Source organism: Flavobacterium sp. TAB 87, assembly GCF_001529295.1.
Classification (GTDB): Bacteria; Bacteroidota; Bacteroidia; order Flavobacteriales; family Flavobacteriaceae; genus Flavobacterium.
Genome location: NZ_LLWK01000038.1, coordinates 699,532 through 724,476 on the forward strand (window position 1 = coordinate 699,532; position 24,945 = coordinate 724,476).

The following is a 24,945-nucleotide window of genomic DNA, read 5'->3' on the forward strand; positions in this document are numbered from 1 at the left end:
TATAGAAAATAGAGTGGTAAATTGTTATAAATAAAACATTTTACTATGTTTGTGTTGTAAATAAAGTTAAAATGAGGTCAATTTTAATCATCGGAGCCGGTCGTTCAGCATCATCGTTAATTCGGTATTTGCTGTCAAAAGCTATAGAGGAGAAATTACATCTTATTATCGCTGATATTTCTTTGGAACAAGCTCAGAAAAAAGCTAAAAATCATTCTAATGCGACCCCAATTGCATTAGATATTTTTGATGAAGTGCAAAGGCACCAAGCAATCAAAAAAGCCAGCATTGTTGTTTCGATGCTTCCCGCACATTTACACATTCAAGTCGCTCGAGACTGTTTAACGTATGGCAAAAATTTAGTAACTGCTTCGTATGTCAATGATGCAATGTTACTATTGAATGAAGAAGTAAAAGCCAAAGGTTTAATCTTCATGAACGAAATTGGGTTAGATCCTGGTATTGATCACATGAGCGCCATGAAAGTAATCGATGAGATTAGAGAATCTGGTGGAAAAATGCTGCTTTTTGAATCTTTTTGCGGAGGTCTTGTTGCACCCGAATCGGATTCCAATTTATGGAATTATAAATTTACTTGGTCGCCACGTAATGTTGTTTTGGCTGGTCAAGGCGGCGCTGCCAAATTTATACAGGAAGGAACGTACAAATACATTCCGTATAATAATCTGTTTAAGAGGACAGAGTTTTTACAAGTCGAAGACTACGGACGTTTTGAAGCTTATCCGAACAGGGATTCTCTAAAATACCGCTCGGTTTATGGTTTAGATCACGCATTGACTTTGTACCGAGGAACGATTAGAAGAGTTGGTTTTTCAAAAGCGTGGAATATGTTTGTTCAGCTGGGTATGACCGATGACAGCTACATCATGGAGAATTCGCAGACAATGAGTTATCGGGAGTTTATCAATTCATTTTTGCCTTATCATCCAACGGATTCTGTCGAAATAAAAATGAGATTGATTCTCAAAATTGATCCCGACGATATTATGTGGGATAAATTGGTAGAACTTGATTTGTTTAATGCGACAAAGATTATTGGACTAGAAAATGCTACTCCAGCACAAATTTTAGAAAAAATACTTTCAGATAGCTGGACGTTGCAACCCGAAGACAAAGACATGATCGTCATGTACCATAAGTTTGGATATGAAAAAGAAGGGGTTAGAACTCAAATTGATTCAAAAATGGTTTGTATTGGGGAAGATCAAACTTTTACTGCAATGGCAAAAACGGTGGGACTTCCTGTAGCTATCGCGACCTTGCTAATTCTTAATAAAAAAATAACAACTACTGGCGTTCAATTGCCTATTACTAAAGAAGTTTATTTACCAATTCTTAAAGAATTGGAAGAGTACGGCGTCTTTTTTAGCGAGCAAAAAGCACCATATTATGGCTATAACCCAGATGTAGTTTTTAAATAATAGTTTTTTATAGTTTTTTAGTTTTTAGTTAATCCGCTTCCTGTTGGTTGGGAAGCGGATTTTTTTTACTGCTAATCTTTTTGATTTGAAAAAACCTGCTTTTCTCTACATTTGTTTTCAAAAATAAGGCAACTTTCTACTTTCAAAAACACTTAAATTTTTATTATCTTATTGATAAGAGTCAAGCGTTATTGGTAAGCTATATAGTACTCGTACCGGATCACTGTTTACTTTGCCTGGTGTCCATTTTGGACATAGTTTCATGACTCTTATGGCTTCTTCTCCAGTTCCGTAACCTATGTCTCTTATGCTTTTGATTTCTGTTATGCTCCCATCCTTTTCTATAATAAAGGTTATGTAAACTCTTCCTTTTCCCTTAGCATCACTCATTTCTTGGGAGACGTAAAAATTATTTGCTACAAACTTATAAAATTCATTTATACCTCCAGGAAAACTGGGGTTTTCAGAAATTTCATTTGTATTATAGATTTCGCCATCTGCTTTTTTTACTTTTTGATTTTCAGGACTGTAAACATCTATTTCAATAATCGCTGCACCTCCTTTTTTTAATTCAGCGCTTAGTTCTTCGTTTGTCGGCAATTCTTTCTTTTTTGATAGAATAGAAGGAATTGCTTTTTCTTCAAGAGGAGTTAAATCAGGATATTTTTTTTCTGTGACAATTTTTCCGTTTTTATCTTTTATTTTAAAAGTAGTCTTCTCGTAGTATTTATTAAATATACCTTCTGATTTCTTGTTAATTGTAGTTGGTGCTTTTTTATCTTGTGCTACAACTTTAGTGCATAAAGAAAATACTAATGCAGTTAATACGGGAATCACAACTCCCTTTTTTAATAAAGCTCTTGTTACTGATGTGGTTTTCGTCATCATAATTAATCGTTTTTTAGTTACTGAATAATTTAAATTACTGGCCAAGTAATAGGTTGGGTTCGCGTTTGCTTTTGCCAGTAGCAAATTTTGATAAAACGGAACATTGTTATAAGATTTTACCACTTTTTCATCTGCGAGGAATTCGTGGTTGAGTTGTATGGCTTTTTTATAAAAAAATAAAACAGGGTTGAACCAAAATAAAACTTTCAAAGTTTCTATAAAAAGAATGTCATAAGTGTGTTTTTGGGTAACATGAATTAGTTCGTGCGTAAATAATTCGGGTTCAATTTTTCTACTATTATATTCAGTTTCATTGATGAAAATACTATTTAAGAAAGTGTACGGAAGCGTTTGTTCTTTTACTAAGACCAATTTTGAGTGCTGGTAAGAGATACTTTCAGTCGATTTTGCTTTCTTGTGTAATTTTAGAATGTTTCTAACGAAGCGAATTAGCATAATTGAAGTGATAATACCATACAGAATGTAGATGGAATAAACCCAATAATTTACGGGATCATCTATAATTGCTACGGTTTCTCCTTCTATTTTGATGTTGTTTTGAGTTCTAATAGGAATGGTGATTTCGTGAATTACTTCGATAGTTATAAAAGGCACTATGAATGAAAAAACTATTCCAAATAATAAGTAAAACCTATTAAACTGATGCATCTTTTCTTTCTCAAGAAGTAAATAATACACTGCTAACAAAACAGCTAGTGCAATTGTGGATTTGATTAAAAAGTCTATCATTTTTTCTTGTTTTCAATGGCGCTGTCTACGATCTTTTTGAGCTCCTGTAATTCTGAAGCGGTCAAGTTGGTTTCGTTTGTAAAGAAGGAAGCAAACTGTGATGTCGAATTATTAAAAAAGTTTTTAATTAATCCGTTTACGTGTTTAGAGAAATAGTCGCTTTTTTTAACCAAAGGATAATATTCTCTTGAATTACCGAATGCTGTGTACGCGACGAAATTTTTATCAATCATCCGTTTGAGTAAGGTAGCAACGGTAGTTGTTTTGGGCTTGGGCTCTGGTAAAACCTCAAGCAAATCTTTCATGAAAGCCTTTTCGAGTTGCCAAAGATGTTCCATCAATTGTTCTTCGGCGTTGGTTAGTTGTTGCATGATTGTTTAATTTATGTTTTCTTCGGAAAGTAATTCTCCGTTTTTATAGTTTTTAGTCTTAATTAATTTTCCTTCGTCTGAATAAAATTTCCAGCGTCCCGTATAAAACCAGTGCGATTCTTTTGTGGTTACTTCTAATCTTGTAATGCCTTTAGATTGTCTTTTGCCATTGCTGTGTAAGTATTTTACTTTGCAGACATCAGACTTGTATGTTTCTCTTTTATAAAGTTTATCGTTTATAAATTCCTTCCAAGTTTTTACTGGGATGTTATTTTTATAACGTTCTACAAATTTATATTTTGTACGGTCAATTGTTGATTCGGTAATCCATAATCCTTCTTTCTTTTTGTTTATAGTTTGATTGGTCGGTTTGCTTTTGCAGCCAATAAGGAACAAAATTAATACTAAAAGAAGTGCTTTTTTATAACTCATATTCTACATACTAAAACATTGCTCTACAAATGCAGAATAAAAATTTAACTATGCAAATAAATTTGTATAATTATTGAAAATGAAGCTGTTATGGTTTGCGTTAGGGATAGAAGCGGTTCCTTTTACTTTTTTCTTTAAAAAGTAAAAGATATAGTGGACAGCCCGCCCGCAGGGAACGCCCAAAAAAAAATCCGCTCATAACTGAACGGATTTAGGATTTTATAAAATTTTGAAAATTATTTTACTTTGATAATTCTACAAAATATTTGTAGAATAAAGGAATAGTTTCGATTCCTTTTAGGTAATTGAAAACTCCAAAATGCTCGTTTGGCGAGTGTATCGCGTCACTGTCTAAGCCGAATCCCATCAGGATTGTTTTGCTTTTTAATTCTTGTTCAAACAAAGCAACGATTGGAATACTACCACCCGAACGTACTGGAATTGCTGGAACGCCAAAGGTTTCGGTGTAGGCTTTATTGGCGGCTTGATAGCCGATGCTGTCAATTGGCGTAACATAACCTTGACCGCCGTGGTGTGGTTTTACTTTTACCGTAACGCCTGCGGGCGCGATGCTCATGAAGTGTTTGGTGAACAATTCGGTGATTTCTTCCCAATCTTGATTGGGTACCAAACGCATAGATATTTTGGCAAATGCTTTGCTTGCAATGACCGTTTTGGCTCCTTCGCCAATGTAACCTCCCCAGATTCCGTTTACGTCTAAGGTTGGACGTATGGAGTTTCTTTCATTGGTTACGTATCCTTTTTCACCAGAAACATCGTTCAAGTCTAAGGCTTTTTTATATTTTTCTAAGCTAAAAGGTGCTTTTGCCATTTCGGCTCTTTCTTCTACTGATAATTCTTGGACTTTATCGTAGAATCCAGGAATGGTAATGTGATTGTTTTCGTCGTGTAATTGCGCAATCATTTTTGCTAAAATGTTGATTGGATTCGCCACAGCGCCACCATATAATCCAGAATGTAAATCTCGGTTGGGTCCAGTAACTTCTACTTCTACATAACTCAATCCGCGAAGACCAGTTGTAATTGAAGGTTGTTGGTTGGAGATCATTCCGGTGTCTGAAATTAAAATCACGTCGTTTTTTAACTTCTCGTGGTTGTTTTCGACAAATGTTTTTAGGTTTACGCTACCCACTTCTTCTTCGCCTTCGATCATAAACTTAACGTTGCAAGGCAAAGTGTTGGTTTGCATCATTAGCTCAAAAGCTTTTACGTGCATGTACATTTGACCTTTGTCATCGCAAGCGCCACGAGCAAAGATGGCTCCTTCGGGATGAATTTCTGTTTTTTTAATTACAGGTTCAAAAGGAGGTGAGGTCCATAATTCGATTGGATCTGGTGGTTGAACGTCGTAATGTCCGTATACCAAAATAGTTGGTAGGTTGGGGTCGATCATTTTTTCGCCGTAAACAATTGGATAACCGTCTGTTTCACAAATTTCGACTGTATCGCAACCTGCTTTTTCTAGACTTACTTTTACCGCTTCAGAAGTATCAATAACATCTTGCGAATAGGCGGCATCGGCACTAACCGAAGGGATTTTTAATAACTCTATCAATTCGTTAAGGAAACGTTCCTTGTTTTTTTGAATGTACGACTTTATAACTTCCATTTAGTGTGTTTTTTTAGACTTTCAAAAGTACGAAAAACAGATTTATATATTTTTTTAATATTTCCTTTGAAATTTCGTAGATATGATTATCTTTGCACCCACAATTACGCGGATATGGTGAAATTGGTAGACATGCCAGACTTAGGATCTGGTGCCGCAAGGCGTGTAGGTTCGAGTCCTATTATCCGCACTGAAACCCTTAACAAGCTATTTGTTAAGGGTTTTTTCTTTTTAAGTTAGCCGATAATTAGATAATTAACGTTTTTGAATTTCTATTTTACTTTTCAGAGCGCTATTTTTCATAGATTAAAAAGTAAATAAACGGTTAATTTTGCTCTCTTTTAAATTTATGTAGTGCTTGACTTTATCAAGGATAGACAAAATAGTATACTGATATGCGCTTTTACATTTTATATGTAGTATTTTTATTTTCGTAAAATCACGATGGAATAAAAGAATGAAAAAAGAACTACAGTACTATTACGTTCATGGCTTGCACTCTTCAAAAAAGGCTAAAAAATTTAAAGACATTCAAATAAAATATCCCAACGCCATCTGCTTGGATTGGTTGGTTGGTGACAATTTAGCCGAAAAAATTAAGGATTGGGTGGAAGTAATTAAAGAGTCAAAATTAGAAGCTGTACTGATCGGCTCGTCTACAGGTTGTAACTTAATAGTTCAAATGAATCAATTGCTAGCTACGTCTACTATTCATCCGAAAACAATATTTCTTAACCCATTATTAAGCCTTGAGCAAGTACTTATTAAAGAATTAATGCCAGAAGAAGTCGAAAAGTACATTAGCGAAATTAATTATTTTAAGGATTACCTTTTAATAGTGTCAGATAGTGACGAAGTTTTAGATCATAAGAAAATCAGTCTGCAAATAAAAGAGTCCAATCAAATGCTAATTTCGGAAAACGATAATCATAAGTTACTTAAATTTAAAGATCACTTTGAAACGATTGACGCTTATATCCATTTCTAATTGAAATTATGTATTTTTTACGATACACTTATATAATTGTAATTAATTTCCTGTTATTTTAGAATTGTTAAACAGTTCTTAAATGTTTTTTTAACATTTTATTTGCTTAAGCGACTATTTTCCATATATTTATCACATAATCGATAAAATACCACACTTTATCGATTATTTAGAAAAATAGTAAATAGTTTCACTTCATAAATCAGTACGTATGAACCCCAACTTACAAATTGAGCTTAAACGTTTTATTTCCTCCAATGTTGTTTCCAAGTTAAATAAATTTTATTTCGAGAATGATTCTTTACTAAATAAAGCCATCGACGCTGCAATTGGAACCTTGTTTTTAGGAATTTTAAATAAAAGTGAAGCCGAAGATTTGTACAAGGATACTCTTGAATATGTTGCTGAAACCGAATTTTATAATGAAATTGAGTTCGAATCATCTCGTTTGCTTTCTGTAGATGATTGTTACAAGGCTTATGGAGATTCTATATTGTCACAACTCTTTGAAAATAAAAAGGAACGAATTACCGAAATGATTTCTAATGAAATTGGTATTAAAAGTGAAACAGCTTGTGAAATTTTTAATTTTGCAGCTTTACTAAGTTTTTCCTACCTCTGTAATAAAAAGAAAAGTTTAAGCGAATTAAAAGCACTAATTGAAGAGCAAAAAAGAGGAATTTTAAATACGATTCCTAGTGGAATAAAGATAATAATGGGTTATACTAATTACGAATATGTCGAAGAAAAGTCTGGCAGACGATTTTCTACTTCCTCGATCTTTAGCACTTTGTTTTCTTCAAAAGTTTCCTAAAAAAAATCCTGTCTTACAAAGTAAAACAGGATTTTTTATATTTATCTAAAAAGTTCTAAACGTTCTTTAAATTGATCACTTCTTGATCAGTCAAAAAGCGCCAGTTACCACGAGGTAAATTCTTTTTGGTTAAACCAGCAAACGCAACGCGGTCAATACGCAGTACATCGTAACCAGCTTGCTCAAAAATCGCACGTACTACTTTAACGTTAGAGGAACGCAATTTTAAACCAATTTCACTTTTAGCTTCGTTTTCAATATAGCTTACATCTTCAACAAAAACGCGGTGACCATCAATAACAACTCCTTTATTAATTCGCTCTAAATCTTCAAACTTTAAGTTTTTATCTAAAGAGACTTGATAAATTTTAGACGATTTCTGATTCGGTAAAGTAAATTTACGAATCATGTCGGTATCGTTAGTAAACAACAACAATCCAGTCGTGTTTTTGTCCATTCTACCTACAGAACCAATTTTAGAATTTGTTGCACCACGAACTAATTCTAAAACATTACGATGCTCTTGACCTTCGTCTAGTGCCGTTGTAAAGTTTTTTGGTTTGTTCAACAAAATATATTCTTTTTTCTCTGGTGTCAAAGTGGCACCATCAAAATTCACTACATCTGTAGTTTTTACCAAGTAACCCATCTCGGTTACTGGAACGCCATTCACTTTTACGTTACCCGATTGAATATAAATATCAGCATCACGACGAGAGCAAACCCCCGAATTCGAAATGTATTTATTCAGACGCATCTCATCAGCAGCCTTCTGTCTTTTCGGAGCTTGATTCGGTTTTTTAGCCGCTTTTTTAGCTTCCTCTTCTACCTCTTTGGCAGTTGGTTTCACTTTTTTAGGACCTTGTGCGCGCTTCGCCATAGGTGGTTTTGGCTTGTTAGAGCTCGGTCTTGAGCTACTCGGTCTCGATCCGCCTCTTTTATTATTGCCTTCCTTGTTATTCATAAATTTCTAATTACTTCATCATTTAGGGCTTATCGCCTCAGTTTGCAAAGATACCATTTATTCATAAGCAAAAATAAAATTGCTTATTATAAAATAAGACGTAGTTTATTAACAAAATCATGCTAATTTCTAGAAGCTGTTCCTGCTATTCGTTTCAAGCGTTTTGGCACAAATTTTTTTTTCAAAGTTGCTACAGGAGCTTCCTTTGGTCGCTCTGTTGCAACAAGAAAAAATAGATTTTTGCCTGCAAAGGCTTTTCTCTAGTATCAGGGCTAACGGTACATTGCTAAGAAACCATACTGATGCATCAAAACTGTTTTAAACTCTCAGTAAATAAAAGTGAAATAAATTGAGTCAACGGAGTGGTAAAAAAGAGTCGTGCGATTTTACCAATCGATTTTCAGGAAAATTCAAGTTGGTGGCCGCTAAAGCATACTAATTAGCAGTCTTTTTCCGTGCCATAAGACACTAGGATCAATTAAGACAATGCAAAAAACGCCAGCGACAATTAAAAACTTCAAAACGTTATGAAGTAATAAGTAGCGTGCTTTTTTACGTGCATCCCATAAAACCATTAAAAAGAAGAGCAATATAATAAAAGAGATATAAAAATAAATATCCATGTAACCCACATCGTAAATTTCGATTAAAATGTAAACCGGAAATACGGTTAAAAAGGTGAGAACAGTAATGGTTATTTTAGAGGTCGTGATGCCGTAAATAATCGGTATAGTTTGGTAATTGTTGGCTAAATCTCCAGCTAGATTCTCCAAATCTTTAATCATTTCACGAATTAACAGCAGCAGAAATAAAAAGTTAGCATGAGCAAAAATAACGGCAAAATGTGCCTTTTGATTTTCTAGCTCTTCAAAAGGAACTTTATAATAGTAAAATAGGAGTAAAGCAGAAAAGGGTAAAATAGCCAAAACAGCAGCCATTAAATTTCCGACTAAAGGATATTTTTTTATTTTATGAGAGTAAAACCATACCAAAAATATATAAACAGAAAAGAAGAAAAAAGCGCGCCACGACACTACTAATCCCATTAAAACAGCAATGAAATTAAGTGTGAAATAAACTCTTAATTTGGTGCTTTGACTGACTAAACGATCCAGCATGGTTTTATTAGGACGGTTGATTAAATCTTTTTTGGCGTCGTAGAAATTATTGATAATATAACCAGACGCAATGGTAATCGCCGACGCAAAAACGGTAAGAAATAAGTTAAAGTCAAGTACGATGTCTAATGCACGTTGCTCCGGAGCTAAAATAAAAATTGCCGATAAATATTGTGCAAGTATAATTACCGGAATGTTGTATCCGCGAACCACAGAGAACAAACTGATAATTTTCATTACTAGAAGTTTGTTTTTTCTGCTTAACATTTATAAACTATTATTTAAAGATGAAATGATAAAAAGAAAAAACAGTTAGAACTGGTAAACCACTTCTAATTTATAGTCTTTAAGCGATTGCTTGGCGCGTTCTAAATCTTGGGTAAATCCTAAAATATAGCCACCACCACCAGAACCACACAATTTTAAATAGTAATCATTAGTGTCAATTCCGTTCTGCCAAATTCCATGAAATTGCTCCGGGATCATTGGCTTAAAGTGGTTTAAAACAACTTTTGATAATTTTTTAGTATTAGTAAACAACGATTTCATGTCTCCATGTAAAAAGTTTTCTACGCAAGCATCGGTATGTTTTACAAATTGATTTTTCAACATCGCACGGAAACCTTTGTCTTTTAAGTTTTCCATGAAAATGCTAACCATTGGAGCAGTTTCACCAATTATTCCAGAATCTAATAAAAAGACTGCACCTTTTCCGTCAAAACTTTGAGTCGGAATGCCAGTAGCTTCAATATTATCTTGGGAATTGATTAAAATAGGGATACTCAAATAACTATTCAAAGGATCTAAACCAGAACTTTTACCATGAAAAAAGCTTTCCATTTGACCAAAAATTCCTTTTAGTTGTAATAATTTTTCGCGTGTTAAATTTTCTAAAACCGTAATTTTATTGTGCGCATATTTATCGTAAAGTGCTGCAACTAAAGCACCGCTGCTTCCGACACCGTATCCTTGCGGAATGCTAGAGTCAAAATACATTCCTTCAGCCACATCGTTTTTTAACGTTTCAATATCAAAAGTAACCAATTCAGGTTGCTCGTTTTGTAAATTCTCCAAATAAACGGCAAATCGATTCAAACTTGCATTAGATGCAATTGCTTCAGTCGATGGATCTTCGTTTTTCTTTAAAGCACCATTGTAAAAATTATAAGGAATAGATAGCCCTTTAGAGTCACGGATGATTCCGTATTCTCCAAAAAGTAATATTTTTGAGTAAAATAAAGGTCCTTTCATTCGGTGGAATTTATTTTTATGTTTTAATGTATTCTTTCATATCGCTTCATTTGCTTTTTAAAGCATTTGAGTCTGATGAGTGTATACTTTTAATTTAAATTATTTTTGAATCATGACTTGTGTGAAAAGCGCTTTCATTGATGTTTTTTGAGTAATTTGTCATATAAGACAAACTAGCCTCTTTTGCATTTTTCTAAACTTGCACTAAAGATACGAAAATTATTGTGCAATTGCACCGTCTCCAATTTCATCGCAAATGTACTGCCCATTTTGGCAAAAGTCAACTAATTCAGTCGTAATAAATTGCATTACTTTTTTAGTTGAATTTTCGGGGTATAAAACGTGAACATTTGCTCCAGCATCCAACGTAAAACAAATTGGTATTTTTGTTTCATTTCTAAATTTCCAAATAGCATTTATAATCTCAAGCGTATTGGGTTTCATCAATATAAAATACGGCATCGAAGTCATCATCATAGCGTGTAATGTCAAAGCTTCACTTTCGACCACTTTTACAAATTCTTCTAGATTTCCTGTCTCAAAAATATTTTTCAACAAATCTAAATTTTCGTGTGCCTGTGCGAAACGTTTTTCGGCATACGGATGATTGTGCATTAAATCGTGCCCAACAGTACTCGAAACTTGCTTTTCGCCTTTGTCAACTAATAAAATGGTGTCTTGGTAATTTTTGAAATTATCATGAATCGCATATGGAAATTCTACTCCAAACCAATCAGAACTACCTTTAATATTAGCTTGATTTCCCCAAACTACTACTTTGCCTTTTACACTACGGCAAGCACTACCAGAACCTAAACGTGCTAAAAAAGAGGCTTTCTGAAAGAAATAATCGTCAGTCATTTTTGGGTGCAACGCCTTCTCTAAACTCATTAAATTCATTGCCAAAGCGGCCATTCCCGAGGCAGAAGAAGCGATTCCTGAACTGTGCGGAAACGTATTTTGGGTATCAATTGTAAAATGGAACTCTTTTAAGAAAGGCAGATACACTTCGATTCTTTCAAAGAATTTTTGAATTTTAGGTTTAAAATCTTCTTTAGGTTTACCTTCAAAAAGCAAATTAAATGAAAATGCATTCGGCACCTCTTTTTTTGAAAAAGTCAATTTTGTATTCGTCTTGCAATTCTTTAACGTAAAACTTACCGACGGATTTGCGGGAATTTGATGCTCCTTTTTGCCCCAATATTTCACTAAGGCAATATTGCTTGGCGCACTCCATTGGAAACTGCCATTTTCAATTGTAGACGTATATTTTTCAGGAATAAAATCAGCTGCTGTAAACATAAAAGATAAAATTTGAGCAAAGATACTTTTTTTGCCTCATACCTTTCTGAAATTATCAAATAGCTGTAAATTTTGTTTATTTTTGGGCTTTATAGAAAGAGATCTCATGAACAAATTAACTAAAATATCAGTATTGGTTGCAACCTGTCTTTGCGTAGGTTATTTTTCAGGCATAGTGACCAAAGAAAGCATTGCGACTTGGTACATTCATCTTGAAAAACCATTTTTTAATCCGCCCAATTGGATTTTTGCACCAGTATGGAGCTCGCTTTATATTATGATGGCCGTCGCGGCAGGTTTGGTTTGGGATCGTTTGGACAGCAATAAAGAGGTAGTAAAAAAAGCATTGATCGTATTTGCAGTTCAATTGGCATTGAATGCACTTTGGTCGTTTTTGTTCTTTGGTTTAAAGAATCCGCTATTGGCTTTAATCGAAATAGTAGTTTTATGGCTGATGATTTACGAAACCTACAATCAATTTACAAAAATCAACAAAATAGCAGGCTACTTATTTCTTCCGTATTTGGCTTGGGTAAGTTTTGCAATGATTTTAAATGCCAGTATTTGGTGGCTGAATAAATAGTTTTCAGTTTTCATCTGCCTTTTTCATCTGTTTAAATTCTTCATTTTTAGAATAGATAAAGTACGCGTATCTTGTAATAATTTTTTAGATCTGAGATCCTCCTGCTAAAACTGAAAATATAATGGCTTTTCGTCTGGATTCAAAAGAGATCTAACAGGTTGTAAAAACCTGTTAGATCTAAGTCCTATTTATTAAAGAATATTATTTGCCACAATAAAGCCGCTTGTCCAAGCATTCTGAAAATTAAATCCACCAGTGATTGCATCAATATTTACAATTTCTCCAGCAAAATAGAGATTCTCGTGCATCTTACTCTGCATGGTTTTAAAGTTGATCTCTTTTAAATCAATTCCGCCAGCGGTCACAAATTCTTCCTTAAACGTACTTTTTCCGTTGACTTGAAAAGTTGCTTTGGTTAATTGTAAAGCTAGATTTTGCAATTGTATTTTAGTTAAATCGGCCCATTTTGTAGTGCCGAGCGTAGTCGAGGTATCAATTTCTGAAGCCAATACTAAACTTTCCCATAAGCGATTCGGAAAATCAAAAGGAGATTTTTTTGAAACGGCTTTTTTAGCATGCTCTTGCTTCAGCTCTTTCAACTTTTGCTCTGCGTCTTTAGTTTCTATATCGTTCAGCCAATTGACAAAAATGGTAAAGTGATAACTTTTATCATGTAAAATTCGGGCTCCCCAAGCCGATAATTTTAGAATTGCAGGACCGCTCATTCCCCAATGCGTAATCAACAACGGACCAGTCGATTCAAGTTTAGTGTCTTTTACATTTACGGTAACTTTTGCTGCAACTCCAGGTAATTCTTTAATTCGCTTGTCTTTTATGTTGAAAGTAAATAAAGAAGGCACTGGCGAAACAATCGCATGACCGTATTGCTGCAATAACTCCCATATTTTAGGATTACTTCCGGTGGCCATGACTAATTTTTCGCAAACGTATTGCTCGTTTTGCGTGTCAATTTTCCAGATATCATCTTTTTTAAAAATGGCTTGCACACTTTGTCCCGTTAGTATTTTTATTCCGAGTTTTTCGGTCGCCTTCAAGAAACAATCAATAATAGTTTGAGAAGAATTGGAAGTCGGAAACATGCGTCCATCATCTTCAATCTTGAGTTCTACGCCGTGTTTTTCAAACCATTCGATCGTGTCTCCCGATCCAAATTGATGAAAAGGACCACGTAATTCTTTTTCTCCGCGAGGATAAAACTTCACTAATTCGTTGGGCTCAAAACAAGCGTGGGTGACATTGCAACGTCCTCCTCCAGAAACACGTACTTTAGACAATACTTCTTTTCCCCGCTCTAAAATGGCAACTTTCGCTTTGGGGTTTTTCTCCACAATATTAATCGCTGTAAAAAATCCGGCAGCACCACCACCTACAATAATTATATCAAAATTTTGGCTCATATTCGGTCTGTAAAATCGGTAATAATTCCGTTTACGTTGTATGTTTTTAATCGATCTAAGTCTTCCTGTTCGTTTACCGTCCACGGAAAAACTAGTAGGTTATGATCTTGAATTTTCTTCGTATTTGCTGGATTCAGTAAAGTGAAATGGGGATGAATTGCTTTTGCAGAGATGTTATTGGCAAAGGATATCGCTAAATCTAAATTGGTTTCTGTTAAAATCCCGATCGGAATTTTTGGATTCGAATTGTGAATTTGCTGCAAAGCATTCCAATCAAAGCTAGAAATGATAAATGAATCATATTTCCAGTTTTTGGTAGTTACAAACTCTTCGATTAAACTAATTAGCAGTGCAGTCGCTGCTGAATTTTTAATTTCGATATTCAACAAACATTTTTGATTCACTAATTCGAGAACTTCTTTTAAAGTCGGAATTGGATGCTCGTTTGCAATGCGATATGTTTTTAATTCTTGTAAAGAAAAACTGCTTACTAAACCTGTTCCGTTTGTTAATCGATCTAAAGTTTCATCATGAAAAACGACAAGTACTTCATCGGTACTTAGCTGAATGTCTAATTCTATACCGTCAGCCTTCATTTCTAATGCTGTAGTAAAAGCAGCCAAAGTGTTTTCGGGCTTGTACCCTTTGGCACCGCGATGTGCTATTTTGAGCATAGATTTTGTTTTTGTCGCAAAGTTCGTAAAGTTTTAGGCACGTTTGCAACGTTTTGGTTTTTAATTTTCGGCAATTTATCGGTACAAGGTGAATGTGATTTTAGGAACATCAATTAGTTAAGCACTTAAAAAATAGCAGCTAACTAATATAATTACAGAGAAAGCGATTTATTTTTATAATTATTGATTTAAAGAGTTAAAACAAAGCAACATAAATTTTTTATTAACATTTTATTTTAATAATTTAGAATCTTATTATTTTAATATTATGAAATATATAAACAAAACCAATCTTTTGCTGTTGTCGCTTTTTATTTTGCAAATCACTGTAGCACAAGAGTTACCAGAGCGCAAAATGACGATTCAGCAACTGGCCGATAGTTTGGTGGCTCAAAATATTCAAATCAAATTAGCTGATGTTTCGGTGAAGCTCGCAGATGCTAGAATTGGAGATGTAAAAATGAACCGGCTGCCGGACATTGGTGCTGATATGAATACTATGTATTTGAGTGATGTTACTATATATGATAAACATTGGTCTCAATTTCAAAAAGTAGATCTCCCGAATTTCGGGCATCAATTTACACTTTCCGCAAAGCAACTTATTTATGCCGGCGGCAGAATTACCAAAGGTATTGAACTTGCCGAATTGAGTAAAAACTTAGCCGAAAATCAGTTTACTGACTTAGGTTTGGGCGTAAAGTTAAATGCGGCCGAGTTGTATTTAAACCTTTATAACTTACAAAATCAAAAAGAAATCTTATTGAACAATGAAATCTTGGCTAATGAACGATTGAAAAATGTTAAATTGTTCTTCGATCAAAATATGGTTACAAAAAATGAAGTGCTTCGAGCCGAGGTTTTAAGAAGACAGCTGGAACAGAATATTTTACAGATTCAAAATTCAATTGAAATCACAAATAAAAACTTGTTGCTGTATGCCGGCTTAAGAGAAGAGGTGCTCATTGTTCCAGACGTTAGTAATATTAATCATCAAATACGGGAGCAAGACGAAGCGTATTTTTTGGAGCTGGCGTATAAAAACAATCCGCAATTAAGTATAAGTGACATTCAGATTGCAATGAGCAAGAAGAATTTAGAACTTACAAAAGCTGAAAATATGCCTACTCTAGCTGCCTTTTCTGGATATAATGCCTCTCGACCAATGACGAGCTCGGTGCCTGCTTTAGATTTTTATTCTACTACTTATCAAGTTGGACTTAATTTGTCTTACAATTTTGAAACACTCTACAAAAATGGTAAAAAAGTACTTGTAGACAAAGTTTTAATTGAACAAGCAGAATTGGCAAAAATTGCCGTCATGCAACAAATTGAAACGCAGGTAAATGCGGCTTATAAAAATTACCGCCAAGCGGTTATGCAAACAGAAGTTAGTGCAATTAACGAAAAAGCAGCTGACGAAAATTATCGAATTACAGAGTTAAAATATAAAAATCAATTGGTCACCATTACAGAAATTATCGACGCATCGAATACGAAGCTTCAGGCAGAATTGCAAACTTTAGACGATCGCACGGCAATAATCTTAAATTATATCAAACTTTTACGCGTTACAGGACAGTTATAAATCATTCCCATTTTAAAAAAATAAACTATGGCAACTACAGATAAAAAAATCAAGTCTAAAAATAAACTGTACCTAACGCTTTTAAATTCGTTTGTGTTTATTGTGACGCTATTGGCTATCTGGTTTATCTTCAAAAATTATTTTCATTTTAATGACGACACGTATGTAAACGACGCACAAGTAAAAGCATACATCAGTCCTATAAATTCTCGTGTGCCAGGTTATATCAAGCAAATTCGTTTTCAAGAACATCAAGAAGTTAAAAAAGGTGACACACTCGTCATTTTGGATGATACCGATTTTAGAAATGTAATTGCACAAGCGCAGGCTGGTTTAAATCAAGCGGTAGCCAATAAGGCATCTGCTAAGTCTTCGGTTGCCCGAGTGAGTACTGGCGAGAATACTGTAGTTGCAAATATTTATGGTGCAAAAGCACAATTGGATAATGCTCGAGCAGATTTAGCTCGTTATAAAAATTTATTAGATAATGATGCCGTAACGCTACAACAATACCAGCAAATAGAAACTACCGTAAAAACGTTGCAATCGCAATACAATGCCATTAAAACCCAAAAAAACACAGCTGTTTTATCTACAAATGAAACCCAGTCGAAAATTGCAATTAGCGACGCACAAATTGATGCTGCTAAAGCAACGTTGAGTCGAGCAGAGTTGAATTTAAAGTATGCTGTAATCACTGCTCCAGAAGACGGTATTGTGGGAAGAAGAACCATTACAACGGATCAGTTTATTCAGCCAGGACAACAAATTGCAACTTTGGTTCAGAAAAATTCAAAATGGATTGAAGCCAATCTTTTAGAAACTCAGATGCCTCTAGTGAAAGAAGGTGATATTATTATGTTTACGATTGACGCGATCGGGAAAACAAAATTTGAGGGGAAAGTAACTTCAATTTCAGCAGCTACTGGATCACAATATTCGGCCATTCCTACAGATAATTCAGCCGGCAATTTTGTAAAAGTACAACAGCGTATTCCAATAAAAATTGAATTCACCTCAAATAATGATCAAAAATTAATTGATAATGTAAAAGCAGGAATGAATGTGGTGATGACTCTAAAAAAGTAAAGCATGTACAACAAAGGTCTATTTGCAAATTGGGTTCCCAAACCAGTACAATTGCTATTGATTGTCTTTTTTTTATTGCCAATTTTAGTTATTAGTGGAGTGTATACTGGGAATTTAAGTTATATGTCTGGCGATTTAGGAACGAACAATGAGTGGTTGGTTTTTGCTAATTACGCGGGAATCGTTGGTATGGGAGTGAGTATGCCTGTAATTTTCCGCTTTAAAATGGCTTTTCATACCAAGTATTTAATGCTGCGTACGTTCTTAATTCTAGCGTTATTGTCCTTTGCTATCGGAACTACCGATAGTAATTTTGTAATTGTAGCGTGCTCCTTTTTCATCGGGTTTTTTAAAATGTTTGCCATGATGGAGGTTGTTTTGCCGACGATGTTTATAATTAGTCCAACTGGCAATCGACCAAAATTTTATTCCATTTTTTATCCGCTAGCGATCATTATTCCGCAGGTGGCTGGATATCTTTTAACAAAAGTAGGGTTTTTTACTTTTTGGCAAAATGCTAGTTTTATAATGGCTATGATCATGTTAGTTTGTGCATTATTGGCAACCATTTTTATGCACAACCAACGCTACGATCGAAAAGTACCATTATATTACATCGATTGGATGGGAATGTTCGTTTACGCGACGGTATTTCTGGCAATGGCTTATTTTATAGCGTTTGCCAAACAGCAAAATTATTTTAGATCCGATGCAATTGTGACGGCTACTTTTATCGTAATTATTGGAATTATCATTTTTCAAATGCGCCAAAAACTTATTAAAAGACCTTTTGTAGATTTTAGAGCCTTGAATAAATATAACGTTATTCATGGCGTTATGATGCTTTTTATGTTGGGTTTTTTGTTAGCAGGAAGTTCGCTGCAAAGCAGAATAACTAGGGGAGTTTTAGGATTTAGCACCATTACAGACAACTCCTATAACCTCTGGATGATTCCCGGTATTCTAGTTGCGAGTGCTTTTAGTTTAAAATGGTTAACCAAGGAAAAGTCTATAAAAACATACATTATTATCGGATTTACGGCCTTTATGTTCTATTATGTATTTATGTATTTTTTGATCTCACCGAATGTGAGCTACAATCAATTAATTTTTCCAAATGTCATTCGTGGTTTTGCTATGACCATTTTATTTATAGGCATTTGGTTGTATGCACTGAGTAATTTATCAGTAGATGCGATGTTGGGAGTGGCTGCGATTTTAATTATAACTAGAACAATGCTCGGACCAGGTGTGTGGAGTGTTCTTTTAAATTATATCGATGGATTTTACCAAGTAGAGTCACTAAATAACATTGCAGGAAAGATGGATGCTTCGGCTTATTCAAAAAGTACGGCCATGCAATTGTATCGAAATGTCAAAATAAATACCTTGATTAATGCAACCCAAAGACTGTATGGTTTTATGATTTTAATGGCGAGCGTTATTTTAGTTTACATTACTTTTTTAAATTTTGAAGGTTTGGGAAAACGAAAACTAATTTCATTTCGAAAGCGATTCAGACGAAAAAATAAACAAAGTGGTGAAGAGGATGACTTTCAATTAGAGGAAGAAGTAGGAGTTAATGCTGAAATAGAAGTACAGAAAACCGAGACGGAAAGTATCAGTGGAGCAGCGATTTAAATTTGTTAGGAATATATAAGAAGATTTGGACTTGTAGAGAATGTATTCACAACGTTTTTCGGAAGATGTACATTTAAAACTATTTTACATCAGATAACAAATGTCATAATTTTTTTCGAAAATAGTAATGGACTAATTTGTCCGCTACTATAATTATTACTTACCTTTGAGAGAAAGAAAAATTAAATATGTTTTCAAAAGCCTGCGAATACGGAATTAGAGCCTCTATTTACATTGCAGAACAAACGTTGTTAAGTCGCAAAGTAAGTTTAAAAGAAGTTGCGGCTGCCATAGAATCTCCAGTAGCTTACACTTCAAAAATACTGCAGTTACTGGTGCGAAACAATACTATTAATTCAGATAAAGGTCCCAAAGGTGGATTTTATATGGATCAGGAGGAGCTGCCTAAACTAAAGTTGAGCGACATAGTTTCGACTATTGATGGCAATACTATCTACGTGGGATGTGGCTTGGGTTTAAGTAGATGTAATGAAAATAAACCGTGCTCTTTGCACAGTCAATTTAAAGTGATAAGAGACGAACTAAGACACATGCTTGAAAAAACTACTATAAAATCATTAGCCGAAGATCTAGATAAAGGATTGGCTTTTTTAAAACATTAACAATAATTTTCTTAAATTGTAGATTGTAATATCCAACATAAATAAAAAGATGGAAACCAAAAACATATTTAGCGAGTCCGGAATCATTATTACCATAATTCTTATTTCAATTCCCTTAATAATTGCTTCAATTATTTTAATCATAAAAGCTTATGCCATACTTGATAAATATCTTAAAAAGAAAAAATTAGAAAAATTTAATGAATACCTCAAAGGGTTAGATCCTGAAGAAGTAAAAAAATTAGAGATTCGAAAGCGAGAATTGGAATTTGCACTTACCAACGCTGAATTAGGTGGAGTTTCGCCTGCAGTTGACAATAAGGGATTAATCAACAATGTTAATGAAGTTGAAGGTTTTCGTTTCATCGAACAAAAAAGAAAAAGTCAGCCACGCCCCTACATCGGTACAGAATTGACAAACTTAATTTTATGGTATTTAGGATGTGCTACTTTTTGGTTACTATTTGGAACAACAATCGGGGAATATTTGGGCATAAAATTCGTAGCTCCCGATGTTGATCATTACAGCTGGCTTAGTTTTGGTCGCCTAAGACCCGTTCACACCAATGCCGTTTTTTGGGGTTGGGCATCTTTAGCAATGATTGGATTAGGGTATTATGTGGTGCCGAGAGTTAGCAATACGCCAATCAATAGCGTGAAAACAGGATATTATTCGCTTATTCTTATCAACGCTTCCGTTATTATTGGGACTATTTGTTTGATGGCCGGTATCAATAATGGTGGTGGTGAATACAGAGAATATATTTGGCCGGTAATGGCATTGTTTGGTGTTGGAGTTTTCATAACATTACTCAATTATGTAAAAACAGTTGCTAAAAAAACGACTAAAGAAATTTATGTTTCCAACTGGTATATTGTTGCCGCAATGATGTATGTATTGGTTATTGCAATTGTGGCGTATTGGCCAAGTTGGCAAAATGGACTCGGTGAAACTATCGTACAAGGATATTACATGCATCAAGGTGTAGGAATGTGGTTTATGCTTTTTACACTGGGTTTAATGTATTATTTTTTACCACAACAATTAAACAAACCCATTTATTCTTACAGCTTAGGTATTTTGGCTTTTTGGACTCAAATTTTATTTTATACATTAATTGGTACACACCACTTTATCTTTAGTGCGATACCATGGTGGTTGCAAACCGTTGCCATTGTTGGTAGTGTTGGTATGGTTATACCTGTAGTTGCGGGTACCACCAACTTTTTAATGACTTTTAAGGGTTCTTGGCATAAATTGGCAAGTAGTTATACACTCCCTTTTTATTTAATCGGAATCATATTTTACTTTACAGGTTCATTGCAAGGAACAGCAGAAGCTTTTCGATTTACGAATTTAGTTTGGCACTTCACTGATTTTACAGTGGCACACTCGCACTTAACGATGTACGGGATTATTTGTTTTATGCTTTGGGGTTTCATCTATACACTTGTACCAAGATTAACAGGAAAAGAGCCTTCGCAAGTACTTGTTGGTGCACACTTTTGGTTGGCGTTAATCGGCTTGTTGTTTTATACATTTCCATTAATGTACGGTTCAACACTTCGTGGATTAATGTGGATCGAAGGAAAACCGTTTATTGACAGTGTCGAATTAATGGCGCCGTATTGGCTGTGGCGAGCAATTGGTGGATCGTTAATGTGGTTGTCTCACATTTTATTTGCTTATAATTTTTATGTGATGATTAAAGGGAATACTGATGCTCCAATACCCACATCGGCAATCGACATATTGAGAGCTAAACAAGAATTGGATAAGCAAGAACTGGATAATCAAGGTCTAACTAATTAACATATACGAAATGGATTTTTTCGACAATCATAAAAAACTATTCTTAACCGCCTTGGGGTTATTTGTCATTTTAACTCTTGCAGTGGCTATTTTTCCTGCGATAAGCAACCAAATAAATAATGCGACTTTACCCAATTACGAACCTTTAAGTGTAGACGCACAGCAAGGAAAACTAATTTACATTAGTAACGGATGTGTGGCATGCCATACCCAACAAGTTCGAAATGTAGATATGGATAAAGTTTGGGGGAAAAGACCAGGAATTGCTGCTGATTATGCAGCAAATACCAGAACCGATTTTTGGAGAAATACTGCTACTCTGATGGGGACGGAACGAACAGGGCCCGATTTAACAAATATTGGTACGCGCCAACCGAGCATGGCTTGGAATTTATTGCATTTATACCAACCAAGAGCTGTGGTAGAAAAATCGATTATGCCAGCATATCCTTGGCTTTTTGAAGTTAAAAATGAAGTTGGAAAAGATGAGATTGAGGTTATTGTTCCTGATGAATTTAGAGTAGGAATTACAGGTAAAATTGTTGCATCTAAAGAAGCGGTTCAGTTAGTAAACTATTTGCAAAGTTTAAAGCAAACAGAATTGCCAGACGGTAAAGTGCCTATGGAGTTTTTATATAAGAAGAAAGAAGTTCCGGTGGCAGCAGCGGGAGCAGCAGCAAATCTACCAGACGGCGGAGCGCTTTATACACAAAATTGTGTTGCCTGTCATCAAGCGAATGGAGAAGGATTGAAAGGTGCATTCCCGCCACTAAAAGGAAGTCCTGTAGTTTTAGGTGAAGATCTCGAACTGTACGTAAATATTATTATGCAAGGCTACGATGCTCGACCAGAGTATGCAGCAATGAATGCGGTCGGAAAAGACAATAATCTGACACCCGAAGAAGTAACTGCGATTATAAATCACGAAAAAACCAGTTGGGGTAATGCTGCAAAACCAGTTACTGCGGAAGAAGTTAAAAAATTAATGGATTTAATTAAATAATAGCGAAATATATTATGATGGCAAATACAGAAATATGGTTAGAAAGTTTAATAACTAAGACACCACAAGAAGGAAGAGCTTTGGCTATATTAATGGCACGAAAAACAATTGGCGCCATTCAATCAGATCCAGAGAAACGCAAACAGCTTCGACCTGAGTACGCTGAAGATACCGTTCAATTAATTAGTTCTGCGCAAGTTGTAGCAATTGAATTTCAAACTATTGCAAAAGCAAATAAGTACTGGAGAGATGAAAAATGATATTAAATATCTCTTGACCCTAGCAGCATTTTTTTGTATAAATGCCGTTGTGTGGGCTTGTCCTACCTGCGAAAAACAACAACCTAAAATTACACAAGGAATAACCCACGGCGGTGGTCCTGCAAGCAATTGGGATTGGGTGATTATTGCAGTAATTACATTAATCACAATCTTGACCTTAATTTTTTCATTGAAATTTTTAATAAAACCAGGTGAAAAAAATACCGATCATATTAAACAATCCATTTTAAACAATTAAAACAATGCACGAAGATAAAAGTAAAGTATCGCTATTTATCGATGATGATTTGCAGCCTATCGCTGAATTGTTAGCGCCTGTTCAATTTGAATTGGATACTCGAAAACTGACCGATGGCGAGCATACCTTAAAATTGGTTAGTAAATCATCAACGGGAAGAGAAGGTATTCGTAAAATAAAATTTATAGTCCGTAACGGACCTGCAATTGCTATCGAAGGAATATCAGAAAACGAGGTCGTTGATGGCTCAGTGCCGCTCATGATCAATGCATACGATAAAGGAAATCAAGAGAAGTTTATCATTGAAGGAAGTGAAACTCCACAAACGGTTCCGACTTGGCTTTGGATTCTTTTGATCGCTTTTGTGGGTTGGGCAGCCTTTTATCTGGTTACTAATATTAGTTTGTAAAATACAGTAAGCCAATTTGATAAGGGTTTAAAAACGGGTCTGATTTCAAATATATGTACACTAACTTTGGTAAAGATTTTGGGACTATGTGCTCAATAAACAGAGAGATTAGGAACGTGAAATCAGCAAATAATTCTAAATCTGTTTTACAAAAAAGGAGACAACAGACGAACGACCTTTTCCCACAAGTGAATGTATTTAGGTCTATTCAACCAAGACTCTTTGTCTATTTGAATGGTGTATTTTAAATCATCTTCAAAAGCTGCCGTAAGTTGCGATGCAATGTTTTTACTGTATACCATTGCATTCACTTCAAAGTTGAGGTCGAAACTGCGATAATCCATATTTGCAGAACCTATTATCGCCAGATCATCGTCGATTACCATCGTTTTAGCATGTACAAAGCCTTTATTATATTGGTAAATTTTCGCTCCATATTCGAGCAATTCGGTGTAATACGCACTAGCTGCAGCATTTACCATTTTTGAATCAGAAATTCCCGGAATCAATACTTTTACATCCAGTCCACTCTGTATGGCAATAATCAAAGCATCCATTAAACTTTCACCTGGAATGAAATAGGGGCTTGTAATGTAAATGCTTTTTTTTGCAGAACTAATTGCTTCCAAAAGAGAATAAAATATAAGTGGTTGCGAGCTATCAGGACCAGAAGCTGCTATTTGAACCACCTCCTCCTCAATAGTGTCGGCATGCAAAAAGTCTGGAAAATAATTTTTATTGTACGGTAATAGTGTACTGCTGCAAAAATTCCAATCGCACACAAATAGATACTGCAAGTAAGACGCCGCTTGTCCTTGTATCATTAGATGAGTATCTCGCCAGTACAGATGATTTTTAGCATTCAAATCATTTCTATACTTATCACTCATATTAATTCCACCTACAAAACCGATAGTTCCGTCAATAATAACTATTTTTCGATGATTTCTGTAGTTAATTCTATTGGCCAAAGCATACCATTTTATTTTATAGAAAGGAGCGGTTTGTACGCCAGCTTTTTGCAGTTTTTCAACGAATAATTTCCCCAAACCGTGACTGCCAAAATCATCATACATAAAGCGTACTTCTAGACCTTCTTTTGCTTTTTTAATCAGTATTTCGGCGATTTCATTTCCAGTCTGATCATTTTCATAAATGTAATATTCAAGATGGATGTGCGATTTTGCGTTTTCTAAAGCTGTCAGTAATTCCACAAATTTTTCTTCGCCATTAATGAGAAGTTTTACTTTATTATTGGCCGTTAAAGGACTACTACCAGCACGACGTATAAACGCCGCCAATGTTTGATGCTTCTCTGGGACTAAACCAGAATTGCTTATGGCTTCGGCCTGCATGTTCATTTTGTTACGAATTTTTAATCGCAGCGGTTCATCAATTTGTAGTTTTTTAGTGTACAGCTTTCTTTTTCGGTAATTTATACCAAATGAAAAATAAAAGATCATACCTGCCACAGGAACAAAAATGATGAAAAGAATGTATGCCAAAGCTTTGGTGCTACTTCGAGTATCAAAAATCACTCGTAGAATCACAAAAAACATTAAAAGTAAATAAGCCGCTTGTGCAATTAAGATCCAATCCATATTTTTTTTTAAATCAGAGTTTTTATCTGATGTT

At 34.7% G+C, this 24,945-nt stretch carries 24 protein-coding genes and 1 tRNA gene; 14 read left to right on the plus strand and 11 right to left on the minus strand.

The annotated features are described in order from the left end of the window. The first annotated feature begins 71 nt into the window (after positions 1-71). Complete coding sequence (locus tag AP058_RS15150) at positions 72-1,442, plus strand: saccharopine dehydrogenase family protein (RefSeq protein WP_066312741.1); 1,371 nt, start codon at positions 72-74, stop codon at positions 1,440-1,442. A 168-nt stretch (positions 1,443-1,610) separates the two neighbouring features. Here the strand turns inward: AP058_RS15150 and AP058_RS15155 are convergent, their stop codons facing one another. The 4 genes from AP058_RS15155 to AP058_RS15170 form a co-directional block, all read right to left on the minus strand. Next, the gene (locus tag AP058_RS15155) at positions 1,611-3,080 is read right to left on the minus strand and encodes a M56 family metallopeptidase (RefSeq protein WP_066312745.1); all 1,470 of its coding nucleotides are present in this window, start codon (positions 3,078-3,080) and stop codon (positions 1,611-1,613) included. Next, positions 3,077-3,451 carry a BlaI/MecI/CopY family transcriptional regulator gene (locus AP058_RS15160; RefSeq protein WP_066312749.1) on the minus strand — a complete coding sequence of 125 codons (375 nt, stop codon included), beginning with the start codon at positions 3,449-3,451 and terminating at the stop codon, positions 3,077-3,079. Before AP058_RS15160 ends, AP058_RS15155 begins: the two co-directional genes overlap by 4 nt. A 6-nt stretch (positions 3,452-3,457) precedes the next feature. Next, positions 3,458-3,883, minus strand: a complete 426-nt coding sequence (locus AP058_RS15165) for a hypothetical protein (protein ID WP_066312750.1) — start codon at positions 3,881-3,883, stop codon at positions 3,458-3,460. A 241-nt stretch (positions 3,884-4,124) separates the two neighbouring features. Continuing rightward, on the minus strand, positions 4,125-5,513 hold the full coding sequence (locus AP058_RS15170; RefSeq protein WP_066312753.1) for a dipeptidase: 1,389 nt from the start codon (positions 5,511-5,513) through the stop codon (positions 4,125-4,127). A 108-nt stretch (positions 5,514-5,621) separates the two neighbouring features. Between AP058_RS15170 and AP058_RS15175 the strand changes: the two genes are divergently transcribed. The 3 genes from AP058_RS15175 (at position 5,622) to AP058_RS15185 (ending at position 7,315) form a co-directional block, all read left to right on the plus strand. Continuing rightward, positions 5,622-5,703 (plus strand) — tRNA-Leu (locus AP058_RS15175). 267 nt (positions 5,704-5,970) lie between these two features. Continuing rightward, positions 5,971-6,501, plus strand: a complete 531-nt coding sequence (locus AP058_RS15180; protein ID WP_066312760.1) for a YqiA/YcfP family alpha/beta fold hydrolase — start codon at positions 5,971-5,973, stop codon at positions 6,499-6,501. A 211-nt stretch (positions 6,502-6,712) separates the two neighbouring features. After that, entirely contained in the window at positions 6,713-7,315 is a 603-nt protein-coding gene (locus AP058_RS15185; RefSeq protein WP_066312761.1) for a DUF937 domain-containing protein, read from the plus strand. 55 nt (positions 7,316-7,370) lie between these two features. On the opposite strand, the gene AP058_RS15190 is transcribed toward AP058_RS15185, so the two are convergent. The 4 genes from AP058_RS15190 to AP058_RS15205 form a co-directional block, all read right to left on the minus strand. Beyond that, on the minus strand, positions 7,371-8,279 hold the full coding sequence (locus AP058_RS15190; RefSeq protein ID WP_066312762.1) for a pseudouridine synthase: 909 nt from the start codon (positions 8,277-8,279) through the stop codon (positions 7,371-7,373). 425 nt (positions 8,280-8,704) lie between these two features. Further along, the gene (locus AP058_RS15195) at positions 8,705-9,664 is read right to left on the minus strand and encodes a geranylgeranylglycerol-phosphate geranylgeranyltransferase (protein ID WP_066312767.1); all 960 of its coding nucleotides are present in this window, start codon (positions 9,662-9,664) and stop codon (positions 8,705-8,707) included. Between the two features lie 45 nt (positions 9,665-9,709). Then, positions 9,710-10,648, minus strand: coding sequence for a mevalonate kinase (locus AP058_RS15200; protein WP_066312769.1), 939 nt, complete (start codon positions 10,646-10,648; stop codon positions 9,710-9,712). 219 nt (positions 10,649-10,867) lie between these two features. Next, a complete protein-coding gene (locus AP058_RS15205) occupies positions 10,868-11,950 on the minus strand; it encodes a diphosphomevalonate/mevalonate 3,5-bisphosphate decarboxylase family protein (protein ID WP_066312771.1) in 1,083 nt (360 codons plus the stop codon). A 106-nt stretch (positions 11,951-12,056) separates the two neighbouring features. Here AP058_RS15205 and AP058_RS15210 point away from each other — a divergent pair, with 106 nt between their 5' ends. Continuing rightward, positions 12,057-12,533 (plus strand): TspO/MBR family protein, encoded by a 477-nt coding sequence (locus AP058_RS15210; protein ID WP_066312773.1) that lies wholly within the window; start codon positions 12,057-12,059, stop codon positions 12,531-12,533. 191 nt (positions 12,534-12,724) lie between these two features. Here AP058_RS15210 and AP058_RS15215 read toward each other — a convergent pair whose 3' ends face one another. After that, positions 12,725-13,951 (minus strand): NAD(P)/FAD-dependent oxidoreductase, encoded by a 1,227-nt coding sequence (locus tag AP058_RS15215; protein WP_066312774.1) that lies wholly within the window; start codon positions 13,949-13,951, stop codon positions 12,725-12,727. Beyond that, positions 13,948-14,625, minus strand: a complete 678-nt coding sequence (locus AP058_RS15220; RefSeq protein WP_066312775.1) for a glycerophosphodiester phosphodiesterase family protein — start codon at positions 14,623-14,625, stop codon at positions 13,948-13,950. The genes AP058_RS15215 and AP058_RS15220 overlap by 4 nt, the downstream gene beginning before the upstream one ends. 268 nt (positions 14,626-14,893) lie before the next feature. Here AP058_RS15220 and AP058_RS15225 point away from each other — a divergent pair, with 268 nt between their 5' ends. From AP058_RS15225 to AP058_RS15265, 9 genes are all read left to right on the plus strand, one after another. After that, complete coding sequence (locus tag AP058_RS15225; protein WP_066312778.1) at positions 14,894-16,213, plus strand: TolC family protein; 1,320 nt, start codon at positions 14,894-14,896, stop codon at positions 16,211-16,213. Between the two features lie 27 nt (positions 16,214-16,240). After that, positions 16,241-17,302: an HlyD family secretion protein gene (locus AP058_RS15230; protein WP_066312780.1), complete on the plus strand. Its 1,062-nt coding sequence runs from the start codon at positions 16,241-16,243 to the stop codon at positions 17,300-17,302. A 3-nt stretch (positions 17,303-17,305) separates the two neighbouring features. Then, positions 17,306-18,943 carry a hypothetical protein gene (locus AP058_RS15235; protein WP_066312786.1) on the plus strand — a complete coding sequence of 546 codons (1,638 nt, stop codon included), beginning with the start codon at positions 17,306-17,308 and terminating at the stop codon, positions 18,941-18,943. A 188-nt stretch (positions 18,944-19,131) separates the two neighbouring features. Continuing rightward, on the plus strand, positions 19,132-19,566 hold the full coding sequence (locus AP058_RS15240) for an Rrf2 family transcriptional regulator (RefSeq protein ID WP_066312788.1): 435 nt from the start codon (positions 19,132-19,134) through the stop codon (positions 19,564-19,566). 49 nt (positions 19,567-19,615) lie between these two features. Continuing rightward, on the plus strand, positions 19,616-21,379 hold the full coding sequence (locus tag AP058_RS15245; protein ID WP_066312789.1) for a cbb3-type cytochrome c oxidase subunit I: 1,764 nt from the start codon (positions 19,616-19,618) through the stop codon (positions 21,377-21,379). A 10-nt stretch (positions 21,380-21,389) separates the two neighbouring features. Continuing rightward, positions 21,390-22,382: a cbb3-type cytochrome c oxidase subunit II gene (locus AP058_RS15250; protein WP_066312791.1), complete on the plus strand. Its 993-nt coding sequence runs from the start codon at positions 21,390-21,392 to the stop codon at positions 22,380-22,382. Positions 22,383-22,396: 14 nt separating this feature from the next. Further along, positions 22,397-22,642, plus strand: a complete 246-nt coding sequence (locus AP058_RS15255; protein ID WP_197413413.1) for a hexameric tyrosine-coordinated heme protein — start codon at positions 22,397-22,399, stop codon at positions 22,640-22,642. After that, positions 22,632-22,901: a hypothetical protein gene (locus tag AP058_RS15260; protein WP_066312792.1), complete on the plus strand. Its 270-nt coding sequence runs from the start codon at positions 22,632-22,634 to the stop codon at positions 22,899-22,901. Before AP058_RS15255 ends, AP058_RS15260 begins: the two co-directional genes overlap by 11 nt. Before the next feature lie 4 nt (positions 22,902-22,905). After that, positions 22,906-23,310 (plus strand): cytochrome C, encoded by a 405-nt coding sequence (locus AP058_RS15265; RefSeq protein ID WP_066312795.1) that lies wholly within the window; start codon positions 22,906-22,908, stop codon positions 23,308-23,310. 146 nt (positions 23,311-23,456) lie between these two features. On the opposite strand, the gene cls is transcribed toward AP058_RS15265, so the two are convergent. Next, the gene (gene cls, locus AP058_RS15270; protein ID WP_066312798.1) at positions 23,457-24,911 is read right to left on the minus strand and encodes a cardiolipin synthase; all 1,455 of its coding nucleotides are present in this window, start codon (positions 24,909-24,911) and stop codon (positions 23,457-23,459) included. Positions 24,912-24,945: the final 34 nt, after the last annotated feature.